This is a genomic window from Rhizobium sp. 01N447_2 (genome assembly GCF_056399245.1).
In genome coordinates, this window is record NZ_JBFTQY010000099.1 from 1 (window position 1) to 20,079 (window position 20,079).

Annotated in this window: 19 protein-coding genes and 3 pseudogenes; 8 read left to right on the forward strand and 14 right to left on the reverse strand. The window is 59.0% G+C overall.

Features of this window, described 5'->3' with window-relative positions; translation table 11 throughout:
- The 4 genes from AC1ECN_RS35200 to AC1ECN_RS35215 all read right to left on the reverse strand — a co-directional run.
- On the reverse strand, positions 1-280 hold a 280-nt coding region (locus tag AC1ECN_RS35200), incomplete at its 3' end, for a TrbC/VirB2 family protein (RefSeq protein WP_477955607.1).
- On the reverse strand, positions 280-1,356 hold the full coding sequence (locus AC1ECN_RS35205) for a lytic transglycosylase domain-containing protein (protein WP_477955609.1): 1,077 nt from the start codon (positions 1,354-1,356) through the stop codon (positions 280-282). The genes AC1ECN_RS35200 and AC1ECN_RS35205, both read right to left, overlap by 1 nt.
- A 678-nt stretch (positions 1,357-2,034) precedes the next feature.
- Complete coding sequence (locus AC1ECN_RS35210; protein WP_477955611.1) at positions 2,035-2,415, reverse strand: hypothetical protein; 381 nt, start codon at positions 2,413-2,415, stop codon at positions 2,035-2,037.
- Between the two features lie 683 nt (positions 2,416-3,098).
- Entirely contained in the window at positions 3,099-3,302 is a 204-nt protein-coding gene (locus AC1ECN_RS35215) for a hypothetical protein (RefSeq protein WP_477955613.1), read from the reverse strand.
- Between the two features lie 373 nt (positions 3,303-3,675).
- Here AC1ECN_RS35215 and AC1ECN_RS35220 point away from each other — a divergent pair, with 373 nt between their 5' ends.
- The 4 genes from AC1ECN_RS35220 (at position 3,676) to AC1ECN_RS35235 (ending at position 10,654) form a co-directional block, all read left to right on the forward strand.
- The gene (locus AC1ECN_RS35220; protein WP_477955615.1) at positions 3,676-4,146 is read left to right on the forward strand and encodes a hypothetical protein; all 471 of its coding nucleotides are present in this window, start codon (positions 3,676-3,678) and stop codon (positions 4,144-4,146) included.
- A complete protein-coding gene (locus AC1ECN_RS35225; protein ID WP_477955617.1) occupies positions 4,143-7,472 on the forward strand; it encodes a calcium-binding protein in 3,330 nt (1,109 codons plus the stop codon). The genes AC1ECN_RS35220 and AC1ECN_RS35225 overlap by 4 nt, the downstream gene beginning before the upstream one ends.
- 86 nt (positions 7,473-7,558) lie before the next feature.
- On the forward strand, positions 7,559-9,340 hold the full coding sequence (locus AC1ECN_RS35230) for a type I secretion system permease/ATPase (RefSeq protein ID WP_477955619.1): 1,782 nt from the start codon (positions 7,559-7,561) through the stop codon (positions 9,338-9,340).
- A gap of 3 nt (positions 9,341-9,343) precedes the next feature.
- Positions 9,344-10,654 (forward strand): HlyD family type I secretion periplasmic adaptor subunit, encoded by a 1,311-nt coding sequence (locus AC1ECN_RS35235; protein WP_477955621.1) that lies wholly within the window; start codon positions 9,344-9,346, stop codon positions 10,652-10,654.
- 198 nt (positions 10,655-10,852) lie between these two features.
- Here the strand turns inward: AC1ECN_RS35235 and AC1ECN_RS35240 are convergent, their stop codons facing one another.
- The 3 genes from AC1ECN_RS35240 to AC1ECN_RS35250 all read right to left on the reverse strand — a co-directional run bounded on the left by AC1ECN_RS35240 (position 10,853) and on the right by AC1ECN_RS35250 (position 13,023).
- A complete protein-coding gene (locus AC1ECN_RS35240; protein ID WP_477955623.1) occupies positions 10,853-11,137 on the reverse strand; it encodes a type II toxin-antitoxin system RelE/ParE family toxin in 285 nt (94 codons plus the stop codon).
- Entirely contained in the window at positions 11,124-11,423 is a 300-nt protein-coding gene (locus AC1ECN_RS35245) for a type II toxin-antitoxin system RelB/DinJ family antitoxin (protein ID WP_477955624.1), read from the reverse strand. Before AC1ECN_RS35245 ends, AC1ECN_RS35240 begins: the two co-directional genes overlap by 14 nt.
- 1,117 nt (positions 11,424-12,540) lie before the next feature.
- Positions 12,541-13,023: a hypothetical protein gene (locus AC1ECN_RS35250; protein ID WP_477955626.1), complete on the reverse strand. Its 483-nt coding sequence runs from the start codon at positions 13,021-13,023 to the stop codon at positions 12,541-12,543.
- A 502-nt stretch (positions 13,024-13,525) separates the two neighbouring features.
- Between AC1ECN_RS35250 and AC1ECN_RS35255 the strand changes: the two genes are divergently transcribed.
- Positions 13,526-13,801 carry a WGR domain-containing protein gene (locus tag AC1ECN_RS35255; protein ID WP_138386336.1) on the forward strand — a complete coding sequence of 92 codons (276 nt, stop codon included), beginning with the start codon at positions 13,526-13,528 and terminating at the stop codon, positions 13,799-13,801.
- A 200-nt stretch (positions 13,802-14,001) separates the two neighbouring features.
- Here the strand turns inward: AC1ECN_RS35255 and AC1ECN_RS35260 are convergent, their stop codons facing one another.
- Positions 14,002-14,166, reverse strand: a complete 165-nt coding sequence (locus AC1ECN_RS35260; protein ID WP_173883904.1) for a hypothetical protein — start codon at positions 14,164-14,166, stop codon at positions 14,002-14,004.
- A gap of 413 nt (positions 14,167-14,579) precedes the next feature.
- Between AC1ECN_RS35260 and AC1ECN_RS35265 the strand changes: the two genes are divergently transcribed.
- The gene (locus AC1ECN_RS35265; protein WP_011654510.1) at positions 14,580-14,858 is read left to right on the forward strand and encodes an HU family DNA-binding protein; all 279 of its coding nucleotides are present in this window, start codon (positions 14,580-14,582) and stop codon (positions 14,856-14,858) included.
- A gap of 63 nt (positions 14,859-14,921) precedes the next feature.
- Here AC1ECN_RS35265 and AC1ECN_RS35270 read toward each other — a convergent pair whose 3' ends face one another.
- The 3 genes and pseudogenes from AC1ECN_RS35270 to AC1ECN_RS35280 form a co-directional block, all read right to left on the reverse strand.
- Positions 14,922-15,254 carry a hypothetical protein gene (locus AC1ECN_RS35270; protein WP_477955629.1) on the reverse strand — a complete coding sequence of 111 codons (333 nt, stop codon included), beginning with the start codon at positions 15,252-15,254 and terminating at the stop codon, positions 14,922-14,924.
- A 55-nt stretch (positions 15,255-15,309) separates the two neighbouring features.
- Positions 15,310-15,633, reverse strand: coding sequence for a DUF736 domain-containing protein (locus AC1ECN_RS35275; protein ID WP_138333765.1), 324 nt, complete (start codon positions 15,631-15,633; stop codon positions 15,310-15,312).
- 464 nt (positions 15,634-16,097) lie between these two features.
- Positions 16,098-16,369, reverse strand: a pseudogene (locus AC1ECN_RS35280) (hypothetical protein); the annotation flags it as partial.
- Positions 16,370-16,376: 7 nt separating this feature from the next.
- On the opposite strand from AC1ECN_RS35280, the gene AC1ECN_RS35285 reads away from it, so the two are divergent.
- Positions 16,377-16,637, forward strand: a complete 261-nt coding sequence (locus AC1ECN_RS35285) for a type II toxin-antitoxin system Phd/YefM family antitoxin (RefSeq protein ID WP_477955631.1) — start codon at positions 16,377-16,379, stop codon at positions 16,635-16,637.
- Positions 16,570-16,776, forward strand: a pseudogene (locus AC1ECN_RS35290) (hypothetical protein); the annotation flags it as partial. The gene AC1ECN_RS35285 and the pseudogene AC1ECN_RS35290, both read left to right, overlap by 68 nt.
- A 72-nt stretch (positions 16,777-16,848) precedes the next feature.
- Here the strand turns inward: AC1ECN_RS35290 and AC1ECN_RS35295 are convergent.
- The 3 genes and pseudogenes from AC1ECN_RS35295 to AC1ECN_RS35305 form a co-directional block, all read right to left on the reverse strand.
- The gene (locus AC1ECN_RS35295) at positions 16,849-17,790 is read right to left on the reverse strand and encodes a DUF2493 domain-containing protein (RefSeq protein WP_477955633.1); all 942 of its coding nucleotides are present in this window, start codon (positions 17,788-17,790) and stop codon (positions 16,849-16,851) included.
- A gap of 328 nt (positions 17,791-18,118) precedes the next feature.
- Positions 18,119-19,168 carry a DUF7146 domain-containing protein gene (locus AC1ECN_RS35300; protein WP_477955635.1) on the reverse strand — a complete coding sequence of 350 codons (1,050 nt, stop codon included), beginning with the start codon at positions 19,166-19,168 and terminating at the stop codon, positions 18,119-18,121.
- A 12-nt stretch (positions 19,169-19,180) separates the two neighbouring features.
- Positions 19,181-20,079 (reverse strand): annotated as a pseudogene (locus tag AC1ECN_RS35305) (methylase); the annotation flags it as partial.

Consider the following 20,079-nt stretch of genomic DNA (forward strand, 5'->3'; position numbering starts at 1 on the left):
GGGCGCCCCAGGACCAGTATCCGAATGCTGCGGCGAGAAACATGCCGATGAAGGCGATCGCTCCGACCGAGCGGCCGAATGGGCCGGTAAAGAACTGCACCAGCCGGTCAGCGGCATTTTGCAGGGCATCGAGATTTTGCGCTGCCGCTGGCTCGAACTGGCTGACAAGCAGGATCAGGCTGGCCGCGGAAACTATGGCGGCATTGCCGACCCATTTGCGCTTCGCCATCGAACGCCAAGCGACGCTGCCATAAAGGACTGCCACTGCGATTAGATTCATCAATGCACCTCTTCCTTTACGATTTTAACCGGACCGCCGACGTGGGTCGGTCCGTCTTCCCGGGGGGAGCGGTTCGCCGCTGTGAGCGGATCTGCAACGGAAAAAACAAGGATCGGCGACTTTGCGCGATTGGCAGTCCCTGCCCCGCGCTTCGAGCCGGACTCCGACGGAAGTGACAGGCCGCCATGCAGGCCCCTAGAGGTCGCCGCCGCGCCAACGTAGAACCCGACGACACGCGTGACATAGTCCGCGGTTTCCCGGATCAGCGGCAAGGAGTGGCGAAGATCGACACGAGGCTCACCGGCATTATAGGCAGAGGCGACAAGCACAGGATTGCGATACTTGTCGATGAGAACACGGAGGAATCGCGTGCCGGCGCGGATATTCTGTTCKGGATCGGTGAGGTCGTTCGCACCAAAGGCTGCACCGATCCCTGGCATTACCTGCATCAAGCCGACGGCACCGGCAGGACTGACGAGACGCGGATCGAAAATGGCATTTTCGGCCCGCATGATCGAGAGCACCCAGTTGGGGTCAACTTCTTCCGCAGCGGCGATCGCCAATGCGAGTTCTACATATTCTTCGGGAACGCCGGAAAGGAGATCAGGTCGGGGCTCTATCGGCGCCTGGCCGGCATCAGCTTTCAACGCGACCGGCGGCTCGTCGACGTGAGGGAACGGCGTCTGGTCAAAGGAGAAGACGTCGATCGGCGAATGCACCGTGCGTTGGCGCCGTGCATTCGCGCTATCAGCCGCTTCTCCCGGCAATTCCGCGCGACTGTTTTCAAACTCTTCAACCGTGTCCAAGGAAAGAACGCCGGGTCCAATCGGATCTTCATCTTTCGGCGCGTCAAAGCGCTGACTGAAGTTGACCCAATCGATGGTCGGCTGTGGCGGCTGCTTGGCTGCAACGGCCACGCTCGACGTGCCGACTGGGATCGACCGGGCCGCCACTCTCCCTGCCTTCTGACTCGTGACACCGCCAAGTCCATCGGTCCGAGCAAGCATCCGCGAATAGGAGGACAGATCGTTGTCACCGGGCTTGGAAGCGAAACCAGTGAGCAGAAGCGTCGACATCCCAGCGACCCACAGCGCGTTTCGCGACCATATCTTTTGCGGTATTTTCACAAGCGGGAATGGGACGGGATCCATGGCCGAACTAGCTCAAAATTATACTGCGGTATAATCTTTTGAACTGCATTCCGTAACGGAAATCAACCTTAAAGTTTCACTGGAGTATAATTATGCCATCGGAGCACAACGTCAGAAGGGCATTTTGCAAGGTAATTCAATCGCGTAGCCGCGACCATATATCCGAGGCCCAGCGATACTGGAGCTGTTCGCGATCCCCCAAAATACGTGCGAGGCGCACGGCTGTCCCTCCCTTGACCAGCACCGAACCGGCATCAGCGCCTGACCGGGCTGCAGAGATTCGGCACGCGAAATTGGGCAATTCCCGCTGTATTCTCGCTACCGAATAGCAGGACTCGATCTGATAGCGTCCACCATCGCGACCGACCGACAGGCCCCTCTCCTGGACAGGGCCAAGACGCTGGCGTCCGAGGTCAGTTCCATATTCCAGCTGGCACTCGACGATATTGTCGGGATAGCTTCTGCAGGCGGTGAGACTGAGATATGCAAATGGCGCCGGCGGCAAGGGGCGTGGCGGCTCGGTTTGGTGACCACACCCGCCCAGCAAAGCAATAGCCGCCAGTGATCCGAAGAGCTTTTTGGAAATTCGCATAGGGTCGCTTTCTAGCTTACCTGCCGATAGCCGGCCTGTTCGAGGGCTTCGAGGAAAAGGTCGCGGGCGAGCCCGCAATAGCGTGACGAGGCCTGTGCCAGGTGAAGCTGGGTGAGCACCAATCCGAGATCGGAAATGGTTGCCACGACGTCCTTTAGGTCATCGTTGAGGGCGTCCCGCAATATCTCGCGACCTTCGTGGCCTTTGATCACGATGGCGTAGTCGCCCCGCGCAACGCTGTGCCAGAGCTCGATCGTTCCTGTTTCGCCGATCGCGCTTTCGGTGTCGCAAATGAGCAGGAGTGCATAGTCCGGATCCTGCATGGCACTTTCCTCGATCGAGGTCGCGCCACGAAATTCCGTCAGCACTACGTCGGACGCAAAGAACAGCAAGCGCTCGTTGACAAGAAGGCGCCTCTGTCCAAACCTGACAAAGCCGTTCATCACAGCGGAGCGAATTGCAGCGGGCGGAAGGCTTTCCGCGCAATGCTCGCAGATCGACGTCAACCGGCCATTCGTGAAAGCGAAAGCGCTGTGGAAGCGGTGGACGACAAAGCGTTCGACACGATCCGTCTGACCGCTCAGTGACTCGACGAATGCAAAAGCCTGAAGCCTCGCCCACGGTTTGTTGAGGACGTCGCTCTCGGGCGAAAATCCGGCGCCACACACCTGGCTTGATGGCCCAACCACGATACCAGCGGAGCGCGTCTGCGCGCCGCAGCCGGGGCAATCCACGGAAAGTGGAACCTTGTACCATTCCTTCGTCAAAAGGGAGCGATTTCGTGTCAGAAGAGGACCCAGTTACTTGTTGATTATCCAAAAAGGTCCCAGCGCAGATGATCCGCAGATGCAGCGTGCCGGATTCGGAACATCTGGTCGCAGGTTCTGTGGAACTAACTTATACTTGAGTGTAATTATTACCATCTGACACCGGCTGGCTCAAGTGGCATTCGCGATGACAATTCGGTCCACGCGCAGGACCCAACCTCGGCGCCTATCACCTTGTAGCGGAAGGCAGCATCCATTGCACTTCGGGCAAGCTTGTGCTGGCCAGGTTGACGGACTATGGAGTTGCATCACGTTGTATGCAGGGGTGTGAGACGAATCCTGGCGGCCAAATCGCGCCTGCCATCCACTATGCGGACAACCTCGACCGCCTGCATCTCGCCCTCTTTCGTATCGGGCTCGTGCAGGATCAAATAAGGCGCTTCGTCCAACATCCACGCGGTGCGGAAGATATTGGGATGGCATTCACCAAGACGCGGGTGATCGACGAGCAAGCCGGCCCGACCGTCGGTATAAGCTGAGAAGAGGGTTCCTGCGCGCGATCAGCGCGGCAGAACTGCGACAGTGTGATTCTGTCGCGCAGCCGATAAGAAATACGAAAATTTCCGGAAATCGGTGCCGCCTATCCGCCGCTGGTTGGCTCGCACTTGCAGCGATATGGGCCAATCCCGAAGGTTCTTCAGTGATAATTTACCGCCATCATCAACCGTACACAATGTGGTTGTAAAAACAAATAAACGTACTTAAAGTTTATCATGCATAAGTTGTGAAAGATCACTTCCATGATTGCATTGGCGATAGGGCTCCGTTACCCATTTGATCACGCGCAACATCTCACCCACAGCAACACGGCAGGCATGAAAACTTATGCAGAACAGAGCCTCTGTACGCTTTTTCGTCTCAATTGGGTCTCTGCTGCTGATAATTCTGTTCTTTGCGTATAACTACATCAATCCGGAGCCATTCCGGTTTGACGCAAAAAAAGAGACAGCAATTCTCAGTGCCGTTACATTTCTCATGCAGCCCGGCAATAAACACACCGAGATACCGGACAGTATTACTGCGAGATACCAAGGAAAACCTCGCGCCTTTATCGCTGACCACCCAGATTGTTGCCAAGTCTGGGTGTACTACAGAGGTGTAGCTCCGAATAATTTCTTAGAAGAACGCTCCATGCGCAACTTAAGTGACAAACTGGACACGTTCTTTAATCTGGAAACTTACCTCATCGTCGTGAAATTGCAGACCGAGAAGAACATCGTATGGGCCTGGGTAGATGCTTCTGCACGGGGCACGATCCAAGAATTTTCATTCCGATCTGAGGAGAAATCTCAATGACGCATTATAACAACTGGGCGGATCTGAGCATCATCGATGGCATGAAGCACTATCTTTACGGGGATACCACTCCAGATGACGACTACTCGGTACGGTTGCGCGACGAAGCGACCGTCGGCGGGGTCATTACGGTTAGCTTGGATTCGTTTATGACGAGCGGCCCCGGTCGTTATGCTGGTCCTTTCTTGATGGGAGTGGTGCAGGAGTTTTTTGACGCGTCAAATGTGATCGCCGAGGGGATTTATTCCCTGGCCGACATGCTGACGGAGCTCAATCTGACGGGAACCGCTACCACGGCGCGTATGCAGCAATACGGGATCGACATCTTTTCAAGCGATTACGATCAGCGCGCGTTTCTGTGGGGAACGACACAGTTTGACATCCTCAGCGCGTCTTTCTCGGTCGTGGCCGATATCCGCGTGATTACCAGCATTACGATTTCTGCTGCGACCGAAAACTTTGATTTTCAAGGCGGACCAGGAACCGGCGCAGCCAATGCGATCCTCGGTCCATTGGTGGACCCCTACGAAATCGGTCATCAAGTCATCATCAACTTCACCGGCAATGGTGCAACGACGACGGATTACACAGCCGGTGACTTCGCAACCGACGTCGCGCATTTTGACGACATTTCGGTGAGCTCAGCAGTGTGGCAAGCGAAGCTCGCGACATTGAATGCAATTCCGTTTATCGCTGAAATCAAGGATGATCCCTACACCAGCTTCTTTGAAGACGACCGCAATGTTGTCTACGGCTCGAACGAAAAGGATGACGTTTTAGTCGCAGAAGACCCGACCTTCCTTGACACTATGGACGGCGCTCACGGCTTCACGCTCGTCGGCGGCAAGGGTGCGGATTATATAGGTGGCTGGACCCATCAGGACCTCCTCGTCGGCGGAGAAGGCGAAGACATCATCCTGGGAAATTTCGATCGGGACGAACTACAGGGGCAGGCCGGCAACGATCTACTTGTCGGGGGGAATTTCGACGGCCTCGATCGCACCATTGATATGGAGGTTCGGCATCAGGATTGGGACGATGGCGAGGGGGACACACTCAAGGGAGGATTCGGCAATGACCGATACCTCATCTATCATGAAAACGGCGCCACGTCCGACTGGCGAGCAGCAGGCACCTCGATACTTGACGTGATTGATACGATCGATGAGCGTGATGGTGACGGGCGCGGAACCATCCTACTGCAAACACACAGGACGTACGGCTCTCCTTCCGGAGACGTCAGCCTGATCGAGAGCCTAGCGACAGCCGGGATTTATGAGGAGCTTTACACAGACGACGAGGATGGAACCTATTATTGGAATTCGACCGCGCAGATCGGTGACGGCGAGGAATTCGACAACTCTGCGGTTATTTTGGTGTCCAATCTGACCGATGAAAACGGCGAGCGCATTATCTTCCTCATGCAAAGCTATCCGGCAATTGAAGAACCAATGGCAGCAATTGTCGGATTCAAGCAGGGAGACTTTGGCATCCGGATAAGCGGGTACAGTGTCCCTCAGGCGCCCGGAAGCGACTCACGCGACCACCTTGGCGACGGTGACGATACGGCCGCGGGCGGTACGGAATCCGACGATATACGTGGCAACGGCGGCAACGACACCATAAGCGGTGGGGACGGCGACGACTACATTAATGGCGGCAGTGGCAGCGACGTTCTCTCCGGCGGAAATGGCAACGACGAGATAGACGGAGCCGATGGATCGGACATCGCAGCATTCGCAAAAAATCGCAGCGAATTTACCATTGTCTCGATGCCGGACGGTACGTTCACGATCTTGGGTAACGACTTTCGGGACGTGGTATCGAATGTCGAGGTGTTCAGGTTCCTCGATGGCGACGTCACGGCAAGTGCGCTTCAATCCTATGAGATCGTGGGCTCCGGCGGTGACGACTCTCTGACCGGCACCTCTGGGAACGACACCATCAAAGGACTCGCAGGCAACGACGCGTTGTTTGGAGTAGCTGGAAACGACTATTTTTCCGGCGGCACCGGCGATGATGTGATCTTTCCCGGAGTCGGAAAGAGTGTCGTCGATGGCGGTGACGGCAGCGATACCGTGATCATCTCTGGAAATGTGGAAGATTTCGATTTCGGGGTGATCAATGGCTCCTGGATCGAAGTTCACGGCGCAACTTTGTCGAGCTCATTGACCAACGTGGAGTGGCTGGTTTTCGACGCACCGGAAGGAACGGACGACGTCAGCGTCGACCTGGTTCAACTCCTGCAGAGCGCTCAGGCCACAGCGGTCAACGGAACAGAAGGGAATGACGAGCTCACCGGCACCAATGGTTACGATACAATCCACGGCAAGGCGGGTGACGATACGATCGTCGGACTCGGCAACAACGACAACATTGATGCCGGCAGCGGTGACGATGTTATATTGGGCGGAGCCGGCAAGAACACGATTGAAGGCGGTGACGGCAGCGACACGGTGATAATCGCGGGCCTTCAAAGTGATTTTGATGTGACGGTCGTGAACGGATCCTGGATCCGGGTGGCCGGCGCCGATCAAGTCAATCTCATACATGCGACGGAATGGATCGTTTTCGACGCTCCCGCCGAGAACGACGAAACCAGCATCAACGTATCGAGCTTGCTGGACGCTAACAGTTCCACGCAAATCGATGGTTCAAGCATAGCCGATACGCTGAGCGGGACGGCGGGTCACGACACCTTCCGCGGCTATGCAGGGGATGACACGATCTTCGGCTTGGAAGGCAACGATATCATCGACGCTGGCGAAGGCGACGATGTCGTGTTTGCCGGTACCGGCTACAACCAGATCGATGGCGCAAACGGAAGCGACACCGTCATAGTCAGCGGTCGACAGTCAGATTATTCGATCGTGGCCATCGATGGAACGAAAATCGGTATTGTCAGCGGTGACACTGTTAACGTGATCAGCAACGCAGAATGGATTGTCTTCGACGCCCCAGACGGCGAGGAAGATACCAGCATCGATGTCGTCGATTTCCTGGCGCAAGATGGCGACAATGAGGTGGCGCAAAACAACGTGGTCGCGTTGGGAGATACGGGAAATACTGCTGCTAACGAAATGAGTGCTCCTGCTCCGATCGAATTGGCATCGGCCGATATCATCGCTTTCCCATCCTCGTCGGTTTCTGCTGCTGATTTCGACGCCACCAGCGTCACGAGCTATGAGGAAATTCAAGCAACTAGCGAAGTGGCAGGTTCAGGTGCTGACGTCGTGTCACTGGCGGACTTCGTGGCCGCATTGCAGGATGACAACCACAGTTCCGACCTGTGGTTTGAACCAGAACCGATCGGCGCGATCATCTAGTCTTGCTTTCAGTGCAAATGCCAATCCGAAACGCAGCAAGGTTGCGTTTCGGAACGAGTTTGCAGTTCGCTATCAGGTTCATCATCATGAGCAGTTTCGCCGATCTTCAACGGACCCTTCGCAGTGCTTGGCTACAAATCGCTGTTTTTTCGGTCATCATCAACCTGTTCCTGCTCGTTCCCTCCGTTTATATGATGCAGGTTTATGATCGCGTCCTCCCCGCCGCAAGCATCCCGACGTTGCTATATCTCTCACTAATCGCAGCCGGGTCGCTGGCCTTTCTAGCGTTCATGGAAATAATCCGATCAATTTATTGCCAGAGAGTCGCCCTTTTGGTCGACAGGCAGCTCGGCGGTGCGGCATTTCACGCATCAATGAATTCTCCGACAGCGGACTTTGGCGATACCCCGGCGCTGCGCGACCTCTCTTCGGTCCGATCCTTCATCGCTTCACGAGGCCTCGCGAACCTTGTCGATCTCCCCTTCGCGCCGCTCTTCATGGCGTTGCTATTTTTCGTGCATCCGGTCTTGTGCTTGATAACCGCGACAGGCGCCGTTCTTATGCTCCTACTCGTCGTTGCCAACCAAATCGCCGCTCGAACAGCAAACGCAAAGGCTCAGGAGGTTGGCGTTGCAGCCAGTCTTCTGGCGCAGGCCTTTGCCAGAAATTCCGACACCATTCGGGGAATGGGTATGTTCGATCACGTCCTAGAGAACTGGGGGAAGCGGTTTGCGGAAGCCGCCATGCTTCAGGATCGGATGTCGGCCATAAACGCGGCATTTTCTGGGATATCCCGTGCGCTGCGAATGGCCCTTCAACTCGCCATCCTCTGCGCCGGGGCTGTTCTCGTCATAAGGGGCGAGATGACAGCGGGGATGATTTTTGCGTCCTCCATCATCTCTGGCAGGGCGCTGCAGCCAATCGACCAGTTGGTCGCCGGTTGGAAACAGGTCGTAGACGCTCGAAAGGCATGGGGCAGGCTCAAGACGGCAATCCAAGAAGTTAATGGTTCGTCCGGAGTTAGAATTCAACTTCCGGAGCCCCGCGGACAATTATCGGTAAAAGACCTTGTCTGGTCACCTCCGAACCAAATCAGCGGCAGCGCGCCGGTCCTCAAACGGCTCAACTTTGAAATCCTGCCCGGAGAGGCGGTCGCCTTGCTAGGGCCAAGCGGCGCCGGCAAATCCACGCTGGCGCGCGTGCTCGCAGGTGTGCTTCGCCCAACCGCCGGTTTGGTCGCCATGGACGGCGCGGACTACAGGACATGGAATCCCAGCCAACTCGGCCGATCCGTCGGATATCTGGCGCAGGACGTTCAACTTCTACCCGGTTCTATAGCCCAAAACGTTGCGCGATTTGACCCTGACGCAACTGATATCGGCATTACGAGCGCGGCAACGCGCGCTGAAGCCCATGCGCTGGTGATAGCTCAGAAGCAGGGCTACCAGACGGTGATCAACGCGGGCGGAACCATGTTGTCGGGAGGCACCAGACAACGTATCGGTCTGGCGCGTGCATTTTACGGCGATCCGAAGGTGCTCGTGCTTGACGAACCGAATGCGAATCTCGACGCAGAGGGCGAGGCGGCGCTGGAAAAGGCCCTGCTTCAGGCCAAGGCAGCCGGCACGACAATCATCATCGTGACCCATCGACCGGCGATTGTGATGCGATGCGACAAGGCGATGGTGCTCAGAGATGGTTCGATCGATCTCTTCGGAGCAGCCCCCGAGGTCCTCCAGCGACTGTCCGGCAAACCCGCTCGCCGGGAGGCCGGTCAGACGTTTACCCGAAATCCGGATCCGAATTCTGCCAGCGGCGCCAAAGCCGCGAGCGACCATCTTGCCCTTGTTCATGATAGCGCGGAGTAGACGATGTATAGATGGCAGAGGGAACTCACAGCGACAACGAAAGTGCCAACGGTCCTTGGCTATGGCGCCATCGCGCTCATGGTTTGTACCTTTGGGGTCTGGGGAGCGACGACTCCCATAGCGGGAGCGGCTGTCGCAGCAGGAACGGTCGCGGCAGCCGGTCGGAATATTCAAATGCAGCACCTCGAAGGCGGCATCGTCCGTGAAATCAGCGTTCGCGAAGGTGATCAGGTCCGCAAAGGCGACACAGTCATGGTGTTGGATGACACGGTCGCGAAAACACAGCTCAACCGTCTTATAAAGCAGTGGGTGTCACTAAGTGCGCGCATACAGCGCCTGGAGGCGGAACGAGATGGAGCGGAAACGTTCAAAGCGGAGATTCATGACGAGACGATCATACCCCACACCTCCGGCCTGATACAGATCATTGACGAAGAGCAGAAGGAATTTGAGGCTCGTTTCGCACGCTTTCGATCCGAGCAAGTGATCCTCCGTCAACGTCTGGACCAGCTCGACGAAACCAGGAATGGCCTTCGCGAACAAAAGGCGGCGATCGAGAAACAGTCGTCGATCATCAAAGACGAGCTTGCTCGCAAGCAAGGGCTTCTTGATAGAGGTTTGATCAACCGCTCCGACTACACCGAACTCCTCCGGATCGATGCGGAGTTGTTAGGCCAGATGGCTGCCCTTACATCGGAGCAGGCAACGACAGGCTCTCAGATTGCCGAGGCAGATGAGCAGATCGAACGGCAAAAGACACAACGGGTAGAGGACGCTGTGACAAAGCTGACCGAAACCAGGAGCACTTTGCGTGATGTCCAGGAGCAGGTTGCAGCGGCATTGGAAGTCTCGCAAAGGACTGTCATCCGCGCGCCCGCGGATGGGATCGTCGTGACCTCCCTCTATAACGTCGTCGGCAACGTCATCGCGCCTGGCGAAAAGATCATGGAAATTTTGCCGACCACGAAGCGACCCTTGGTGGAAGCGCGTCTACAGCCGATCGACATTGATGTCATCCATATCGGGCAACGAGCTCGCTTGCGCTTCTCGGCCTTGAACGCTCGGCTTACACCCGAAGTCGATGGGACCGTGCAACAGGTCTCCGCGGATCGCCTGATCGACCAGGCGACGCAACAACCTTATTATAGAGCTCTACTCCAAATTACGGAGGATCTCCCGGCGTCTGTACCAGCCGACCAGCTRTATCCGGGTATGCCCGTGGAGGCGTTTATTGGCACAGGCGATAGAACTTTCTTCGACTACCTCGCGAAACCACTTTTCGATTCTGCGAGGCACGCCTTCATTGAAGAATAGGGGATTCTCAAAAGAACGATGGCTCATGATTGCGGTCTCAGCACGCGGTAGTTTGCTTAAGATCACCCTTGTCCTGCCCGTGCTCGTGATCCGCGTGTTCACGGATGCGATTTTCAAGGTCTTCGATCTTTGCCTCGGTCTTGCCTAGCTCGAACATTAAGGTATGGCCTAGGAAAACGATGTTGCACAAGGCCGCCCTCAATTTTGCGGTGGCCATTGCTGGGCGGCGTGCAGGACACGCAGGATGCGCACCGTCAAGGGATCTTCCGTGTACACAATGATGTAATTTGCCCGCACAATCATTTCCCGCGTACCTTCGACCCGGCCGGACCGGTAAAGTCGGGGGTGTTCCGGCAGCTTCGCGGCTTTGGCCTCAATATCGTCTTTCAATCTCTGCGCGGCATCGGGATTGTCGTCGGAGATGTAGTCGATAATCGCCAGCAGATCGGCTCGAGCTGCTTCCGACCATTTAACCTCGAGCACGCCGCTTCCTGTCGATCAATGCTTGCGCCTCGTCCATGACTTGCCGATGTGGCACGCCTGGTCGAGCATCGGCCAGAGCCTCGCGTACCTTGGCGCGAAACCATTCGTCGTGGGCTTCGGGGTCGGTCGTGAGGCCGGCCGGCAAGCCGCCCTCCTTGGCGACGCGGGTTAGGAAGATCCGCACGGCGTCAGAGACGGACAAGCCGAAATTGGCAAGCGTCTCGGTGGCGTCGGCCTTGAGCTTGTCGTCTACCCGAATGTGCAGCATGGATGTCTGTGCGGCCATCGCCGTTTCTCCTGATGTGTCAGCGTTGACGCAATTATGTATCTCAATTGAGATATATTCAAGGGCTGCCATCCCTTGCCTGATTCCGTTGAAGCGTCGCCACGGTGGTGCTCGCCGATCCGGCGCATCGCCCATCGCTCACATCGCGCAATCACGCAGGCGCCGATTCACCCATTCGCCGATCACTTGGTCGCCGGTAACCTCATATGCCGAACCGCGTGCATCGCCATTTGTACGTTCACCGAGTCACGAAGCCACTCATTATCGCATTTGCCGATTGTCTGGTGCCCGCATTCACCGATTCACACATTCACGCAAGCACCGAGAATCCGAAACACCAATCCGCTCACTCGCCTTTTCGCGTATTAGACAAAGCGCCAAGCTGCCGATTAACAGATTGCTCGTTCGCACATCACTGCGCCGAGTTGCGACCGCTGCGTCGCTACCTTCCAATGAGAGCAGTCTGCCCAAATTAACCTCGGTGTCGCGCAGGCTGTCCCCCTTACGATCAGTCGACGAACGTCGGCAGGACTGGGACCGCTCGCGCCGCCGCGATAAACGCCCCTCGGGCGAAAACGKCTAACGGTATACCGTTAGCCTATCCTGCCATCTCCCATCGAACTGGCCTGGCGACCGTGCCCGACGCGCCAATGCTGTTGCGAGTCGTCAGACAAAGCAACAGCGATCACAGGCTTTGAGCCTGTGATCCGCGCCGGAGGAACAGCACGGTCGCCAGGCCAGTTCGATGGGAGATGCTGAAGCGAGCCGTCGTCGTGAGCTGCCGGGATGTCCGTGACCGGAGAGAACGGGCATCGATGGCAAGCGAACGATGAGACGGCGAGCGCACCGCAGGAGAGGAGGAACGCCTGGAGCGGATGCCCGAAGCATGAGGGCGTAGCGCAAGGTGTTCCTCCTCTCCGTCTTGTTTGAGGAAGTCGCGGCAGCGTCCGCCAACCAGGCCGAAAGGCCGGGCGGGTCCTGACCCGCACCACGGAGAGGGTTCTTGAGGGGAGAGGCGGCAAGTCTCTCCCCTCAGGAACGCGCGCTGGCTCGATGCCTGCAAGCGGTCAAGCCAGTGGGAAAGACGAGAGGCGGAACGGCCTCTCGTCCCGTCAGCTCAATCGTAAACGACGCGCGCAACGCTGATGGCGATACCTGTCTCCCGCGCAATATCGTGGATGATCGTAGAGAGGGGACCGATCTCCCTGTCGCTCACCGAGACGGTCATCGGATAGCTGATCTCCATGCCGTCGCAGTCTGCCGACAAGGCGTTGTGCCATTCACCGCCGTTGACCCGATACTCATAGGTGAAGTAATCGATCTCTAGCTCATCGAGGAGCACAAGCGTGCGGCGGGCGAGGACTTCCTCCTCGCCTTGGAGCTGGCACGATATCGTCCCCTCCAAATCGTCCCCGATGACCAACTCGCGTTGCAGGTCCATGATGTGGCGCGTCGAGCGGATCGCCCCATCAAGACCGGCCATCAGCCGGTCGTGGAGCATCTTTGAGAATCCATCCTCGCAGCCGATACGGTTCGCGCTCACGAGAAGCTTGAAGCCGGCGAGCTTGGCATGAAGCATGAGAAAGTTGAAATCAGACATAAGAAGCCTCCTTTTCGTTCTGACGAAAAGGTGCCCGCATTGGCGACCCAAGGGGTCAAGGATCGCGATAGCGACCGCCAGCGGCGGCGAGCGGAGGAACCGATTTTTTCGTCGTGTCGCGTGAGCGGCACAGCGGAAAAATTGGAGGGGCCGCGACGTCCTTGAGGCCGCCGGGGCGAATGCGACAATAGGAAGTCAGAGAGAGATAGACCACGTCGCCGACAGGCGACGTGACCGTTTGCCGAGCGCAGCCGGCCCTGCAACCTTTTCGTCTTACTGCTCGTGCAGATAATCGCACTGAGGATGCGGCAGCCGCGAGAGGGGCGTGACCCGAATGGGCGGAGACCGTTTGCGGGCTCCGTGAGCGACGGCGAATAGCACCGTCCGCCGAGGCGGCTCGCCCGAATCCGCCGACAACCCATCATCAGCATGAATCAGTCAAGACCGACCGATTCAAATATGTCGTTGGACGCCGAGTCCGCCTTGCCCGATTCTCCGTTTCATGATTGCGCAACGCTACCAGCTCTATGTCGAACGCACCGACGCTTCGAAAAACATGGCCCGCTACTATGCCATGTCGATCGAGCCCAACCTGTTCGGCGAGGCCTGTCTCATCCGCCAATGGGGTCGTATCGGCGCAAGAGGTCAAAGGCGGGAGCATCATTTCGCGCGCGAGGAAGAGGCGGTCAGGCTATTCCTTCAGCTTTTGCGAAAGAGACGGTCGCGCGGATACAGGCCAAAACCGCATATGCGGCAAAATACATCGGGTGATCGATAGCGGAGGAGTGCCGCGTCGGCGGATGCCATCTTCATGTCGATGGCATGGAAGCGAAACAGGAGTGGGGGTGTGCGACCGCTTTCGCCCTTCCCGTAAAAGCCACGGCAAGTTCTGGCACGTTCCTGTGGCGAAGCGAAGCTTCGGGCGTGAGCGCCAGTCGATCCGGCGCGTCAGGCCAGGCGACATGGCGAAAGCCACCCTTAGAAGGGTGGCTCGGCGTCGATTGCGCCCTCCTGCTCTGCGGTGATCACTGCCAGCTCGGCGCGAGCCAGCTCCAGTTCGATTTGGATCTCGCGGCGCTCGACGGGGTCGATTGCTTCGCGCAGTTCGAGGCGAAGCTCTTCAATGTGTTGTTCCAGAAGCATTGTCGTCGTCTCCTTGACGTTTGTGAAAGACGAGCGCTCCGGTCATGGCGGGATGGAGGGGTCAAGGATCGCAGAGCGACCGGCGGAGCCGGCGAGTGGGGGAGCCGAATTTCTGGTTCGGGCCGCAGGACCGGGCCTGAAATTTGGGGGAACCGCTCGTCCTTGAGGCCTTCATGCCGCCATGGCATTATCGACCGAACTGAGCAGACATTCCCTCTCCGTATGGCACCAAAGATCTGCGAGCGGGCTCGATGCCCGCTTGCGGATCCACCATGCAGACACATGGTGATGCCCCAAAGACCTTGGTAGTTGTGGAAAAACGGGCAAATCGCGGATCTTGACGCGGTGCGTCGATGACAGCGCTTTGATCCCCTGTCAGGGATTCTCGCATTAACGTTGATGCGGAGAATGATATGACCACCACCAATGAAATCGCCGACAAGATCGCCGGCGAACACAGCCTCACCAAGGCCCAGGGGAAGGCGATCGTCGAAGCGGTGATTGCATCGATCACCGAGGCAGCCGTTGCCGGCAACGAGACGTCTCTCCCCGGCTTCGGCAAGTTCAAGGTGAAGGCGACACCGGAGCGCGAGGCTCGCAACCCGTCGACCGGCGCAACAATCAAGGTTGCCGCGGCCAAAAAGCTAGCCTTTACGCCGGCCAAGGCATTGAAGGATGCGCTGAACAAGTGATCTTGCTAGCCAAGCAAAAAATAGCCCGGCGCCGTGCCGGGCTATTTTCGTTGCGGGTTTACGTCAGCTGGCGGATGTTCCGTTGAGAAGATCCTGGATGATCGTGTCGCTGACCGCGTGATGCGCTTCGCGGGCATGGTCTTCCAGCAGCTTGTGAAGAATGCCGGACGCCAAGGGTATGAAGTCGAAACCGCGTGCGATTGCTGCAGTACGTAATTGCGAGAGTGTTTCGAACTCCCTTAAGTCAGTGCCAAGCCAGAGTTCGAGATCCTCGCCACCGGCGTCCGGAAATGCCTGGAGGAAGAACGTCTGAAGCGGGCGGTCGTAGCCGATAATGGCATCCGGGTCGGAGTGGCCGGATGCGGTTCTGGTGACGGTAATTGTGTAGCGGCTCATGGCGGCCTCSTTTGGAATGGGGAAGCCGGCCCCAATTCGGGGCCGGCGGACCGGTTCAGGCCGGGCTGTTCCAGAGGATGACCTTCCTACCGGGCTCGCCGCCGGGTGCCGGGGCGACGTTGCCGAAGATCACGCCGATCTCGGGCGCCTCCAGCTTCGTGGAGATGTATTCTTCGCCAGTCTGGCGAGAGACGCGGTTCCAGCCTGCGCCGATCTCAAAGCCGGTCTTGCGGTGGATGATGCGGTAGTCCGGGGCTTCTTCGCTCGCCTTGTTGGCGTTCGGGATTAGGGCGATCGGGGCGTTTACCCGGATGGTGGCGAAGACGCCTTCGAGAGTGCCGTCGGTCTTTTCGGTGAGGGTTGCGATCGTGGTAGCCATAGGATTGTCTCCTTCGTTGCATCGGGACCATTCCCGATGGCGCCCGAAGAAGGGGCCGCGCCGCAGGCGTCACCGCAGCGTAGCGAAGGGAAACCCCCTTGCGGGGTTGACGCTGATCGCGGCCGGCCCCTTAGAAAGGCGACATAAAGAACGGGAATGGTCTTTGATTGCGACGTCGGCAGGAGACCGCCGTGGCGGCCGTTTGCTGCCGCGCGGAATGCCGTGCTCGTGACATGCGTCGGTGGTGTTCGGGTCAACGGACGCTGGCCGCTAACCAGTCGGGCCCATCGCGATAGATCGGCACCGTTCTGATCCCATCCTCATTATCAAAGATGGCATGAATCGGCATGGCACTCGAATTGTCGCCTTCTCCTGACGCGACCGCAGTTCTGCGGAGCATCACCGCGTGACAGACGTGATTTCAAGGGATGTCGCTTCGGAGGGCGGCGGGGATGCGGCAAGTCTCAGTCGAGGCGGTTGACCCGGCCGGTTCGGCCGCGCGCCTCGGCAAACAGTCTGGCGATCTTCACCATGAAGGACTTGCTGAAGCGGCCGAGGATGTCCTGACCGGGCTCGATGTACCAGGAGCGTTCGACAATATCGTAATTGTATTCGTCGACCATGATCCAGCACTGCTTCAGGTCGCTTACGCCCGCACGCTTTCGCTCGATCTCCGGGACTCCAGAGCGCTGCGACCCGTCTGTGGCGGTTGCGTGGTAATCGCGAGAAGCGCCACCATAGCGATGAAGCAGTTCACGACAGGCGACCTGAACAAACAAATCGGCGATATCACCGATGCGGCGAGCCGCGAGCCAGTCATGCTCACCCGGCACAAGAAGCCGCGTTTCGTGCTGATGAGCTACGAGCACTATGAGCGCATGCGCAGCGGCGGCGATCCGCGCCGGGCCTATACTGTATCGGAGATGCCCGCCGAGCATGCAAAACTGTTTGACGAGGAGCTCGATCGGCTGGCGCACGGCGAAGGCTACGACGATGAGCCGTGAATTCCGCCTCGGCGAGGTCATCTCCTATCCCTACCTCTGGGCCTGGCAGCAGCAGCGCGGCGAAACCGAAGGGCGAAAGCGGCGACCCGTCTGCGTCGTCGTCGCCATCCGCAATGCCGCCGATGGAAACACGTACCTGTCTCCACATTATTCACATATATCCCATCGTCTCCATGTTTTCCATTTTTTCCATATTTGTAGGAAACGGCTCTCACGCGCCGTCTCCTGAAGCCTGCCAGACCGGAATGCCGAGCCGGCGTGCCTTGTCGGCGAGATTGCCTGTGATGCCGTTTCCGGGAAAGACGATCAATCCGGCGGGCATCACCGAGAGCATCTCGTCATTGCGGCGGAAGGGTGCTGCCTTGGCGTGCTTCGTCCAATTGGGCTTGAAGGTGATCTGCGTCACCTTGCGGGCTTCAGCCCAGCAGGCGGCGATCCGTTCGGCGCCCTTCGGCGAGCCGCCGTGCAGCAGCACCATGTCGGCATGCTTGGCGTGCGCCTGATCGAGCTTAGCCCAGATCCGCTCATGATCATTGTAGTCCATGCCACCGGAGAAGGCGATCTTGGTGCCGGCGGGGATCAGCACCTCGGTCTCGGCGCGGCGGCGCGCGGAGAGAAAGTCCCGGCTATCGATCATCGCCGCCGTCATGTTGGCGTGGTTGACCTTCGAGCCGGTGCGTGGGCGCCAGGACGATCCGGTCTGCGCCTCAAACAGGTCGGCCGCGGAGTCGCGCATGAACTCGAAGCTATTTCTACGCTCCAAGAGCGTGATGCCCTCGGCAATGAGGCGCTCAAGCTCGACACTCTTGACCTCCGAGCCGTCCTGCTCGCGCTGGCCGGTGCGCTGCGCTTCCTCATTGCGGTCGAGCTCACGCTGGATGCGCTCGCCGGCGCGATGGAAGAGATTAGGGATCGACCAGAACAGGTCTTCGAGATCGAGCTCCAGCCGGGTGTTGCCGAGCATTTCGGCGAGGGCGTCGAAGATCGTGGTGATCGATGACTGGACCTGCGGTTCCTCCGGCAATGGCCGCGGGTCGGGCTCGTCTTGGAAGGGACGATAGCCGAAGACCTGCATCTCGTAGATGAAGCGGTCGGTCGGGGAGGAAGCGTGGTTGGGCTCTAAGCCGTCGTCGGGGTGGAGGATCAGGTCCATGGTGGTCTCCGTTCGGTGGGCCGCGCCTCTCGCGGCCTGACGGCGAACCCGGTCACGCGGGCCGAGGCCGGAACCGCAAGCGAAGCGCAGCGGCCCAGCGAAGCGCCGGGCGGGGACAAGAGGGTTTCTTGGTTCGCGAGGAATGACGGGCCGCGCCTGCGGACCGGCAGGGGAAGAAACCCGACTGACCCGCTGAAGGCCCGGAGGCCCGCGTGGTAAGGGTCGCCTCTCGGCAGGCCCGCGGGCGCGCGCCAATCCGGAATGAGACCAATGGACCGCCCTTCGCCAGTGCCGCAGCCAGCCCCTCCCCCAGCCTTTGCGCCCAGCTTCAGGCGGGCAAGAAGGCCATCGCGTCTTCCGGAGTGAGTTGAGCCTTGAGGCTTGCGGTCAGCCGGTCCGGACCCAGCCAGCGAAGATCCTCGTTGAAGTCGCCAAGCTCGGGCGACAGCACCAGCGGCAGGATTCCCTCCTCCTGTGCCCTGCGGCTCAATCCCTCGATCCCATGCCGGCCAGCCGCATCCGCGTCGGCGGCGATGTAGAGGCGCTGGCATCCGGACGGGAATCGGAAGGCCGCAAGGTGATTGGCCGTCAAAGCGGCCACTATCGGCATGCCGGGCATCACGTGTGAGAGCGACAGCATGGTTTCGAGGCCTTCTCCGGCTGCCAGGACCGGCATAGACGCATTCACCGGAAAGCGGAAGCGAACGCCATTACCAAGCAACCCGCCGAGCGCACGGCGGGGATCGTCCAGCTTGGCCTTGCCGACTCCGTTCGGGTCGAGCCCCGGGGACAAATAGGTGCGGTGCACGCCGGTGATCAATCCGGCGTCGTCGGTGACGGCTGCGATCAGGGCCGGATGGCTGGCCGTCCGGCCGGTGACGAGATCGCGATAGTAGCACGACGGGTGGAAACGGAGCGCCCCATGGGCGGATGCCCGCAGAATACCGCGTTCGCGCAGATAGATGTCGGCGAGCGTTCCCGCCAACGGCTGTGTCATTCGAAACAGCCGTCGTGCCCGCTCTGTCGCCGGCCGCTCGACCGGAGAGGCGTGACTTACGTCACCCCGGAGGTCCGACACCGGTTCGGGTTGGGGCAGACTGAGAAAATGACGCGCCTCCTCGGCAACGTCACGGAAGTCCACGAGGCCACAGGTCTCGCGGACGAGATCGAGCAGGTCACCGAACTGACCGGTCGCAGCATCTGTCCACCGGCCAGCACGCGGGCCGGCCAGATGCACGTAGAGCGACCGGCCCTTGTTGTTGGCGACATCGCCGACGAGCCAGTAGTTGCCGGCGCGGCGGCCTGCGGAAAGATAGTGGCGGCAGACCGCCTCCGCGTCTTGCGCGAGACGGCCCGCCAGATCCGAGGCAGAGAGCATGGCAGACCTCCATCATGACCGGCGTGCGATGTCGACGAGGCGATGGCGCTGCATCAGCTTCGACAGGATTCCCGTACCCTCACCTGTCACCGGCACGAAGAAACGCAGCTTCCAATTGATCATCTCGGAGAAGAGGCCGATCGACCGGAGCCAGTCGCGCATGCCGTCGGTAAAGCCGGTCAATTCGACGCGGTACTCGTTCATCACCCGCACGCGGCGGAGCGTCATGTCACCGGCAAGGCCGACGATCGAGGATCCGTCGACCAGCGCCGTCCAGGCTTGGTCGCCGGTCAGCACTTGCGTCTGATCGATCCCGAAGTTGCGGCAAAGGCCGGCGAGACGATCCGGCGCTATGACGCGGCCGACGATCCGCTCGCCGTCATCGGTCTGCAGACGCCGTACGCGGCAAAAGTCCTGCGGCAGCAATTTCCAGATCGGCAGCAACAACCCGCTGACGATATGCATCACCGACGTCGAGAATTCGGGCACGGCGGCAACCTCGGCATCCCAGGCATTTGCGAAAGCTTGCTCGTCAGCCTCCTCCCAACTCGTCTCTTCAAGCTGCCGGGTTTCGAAGCGCAACTCGTCCATCGGCCGGATCAGCGACACGCGCGGCTGAATGGAGCCGTCGTCCAGCATGATCGAGCGGGTCGGGACCATCACCGCCGGCCGGCCCGACTTGCCGTTGATCATCAGCTTCGCGCGCGGATCCTGCCTTACAAGACTCTGAACGTCCTCGAGCTGCATCGGTGCATTGCGATCCCTGCGCCCGATGGTCAGGAGATGCGACTGCGCGCCGGTGACCGGATGCGTATAGATCAGCCGGCGCTCGGCGATTGTCATGCTGTCGGCGGTGATCGTCTCCAGGCCCTTGTCATAGATGCCGGCGGCAATAGCCCCCTCGATGCGGG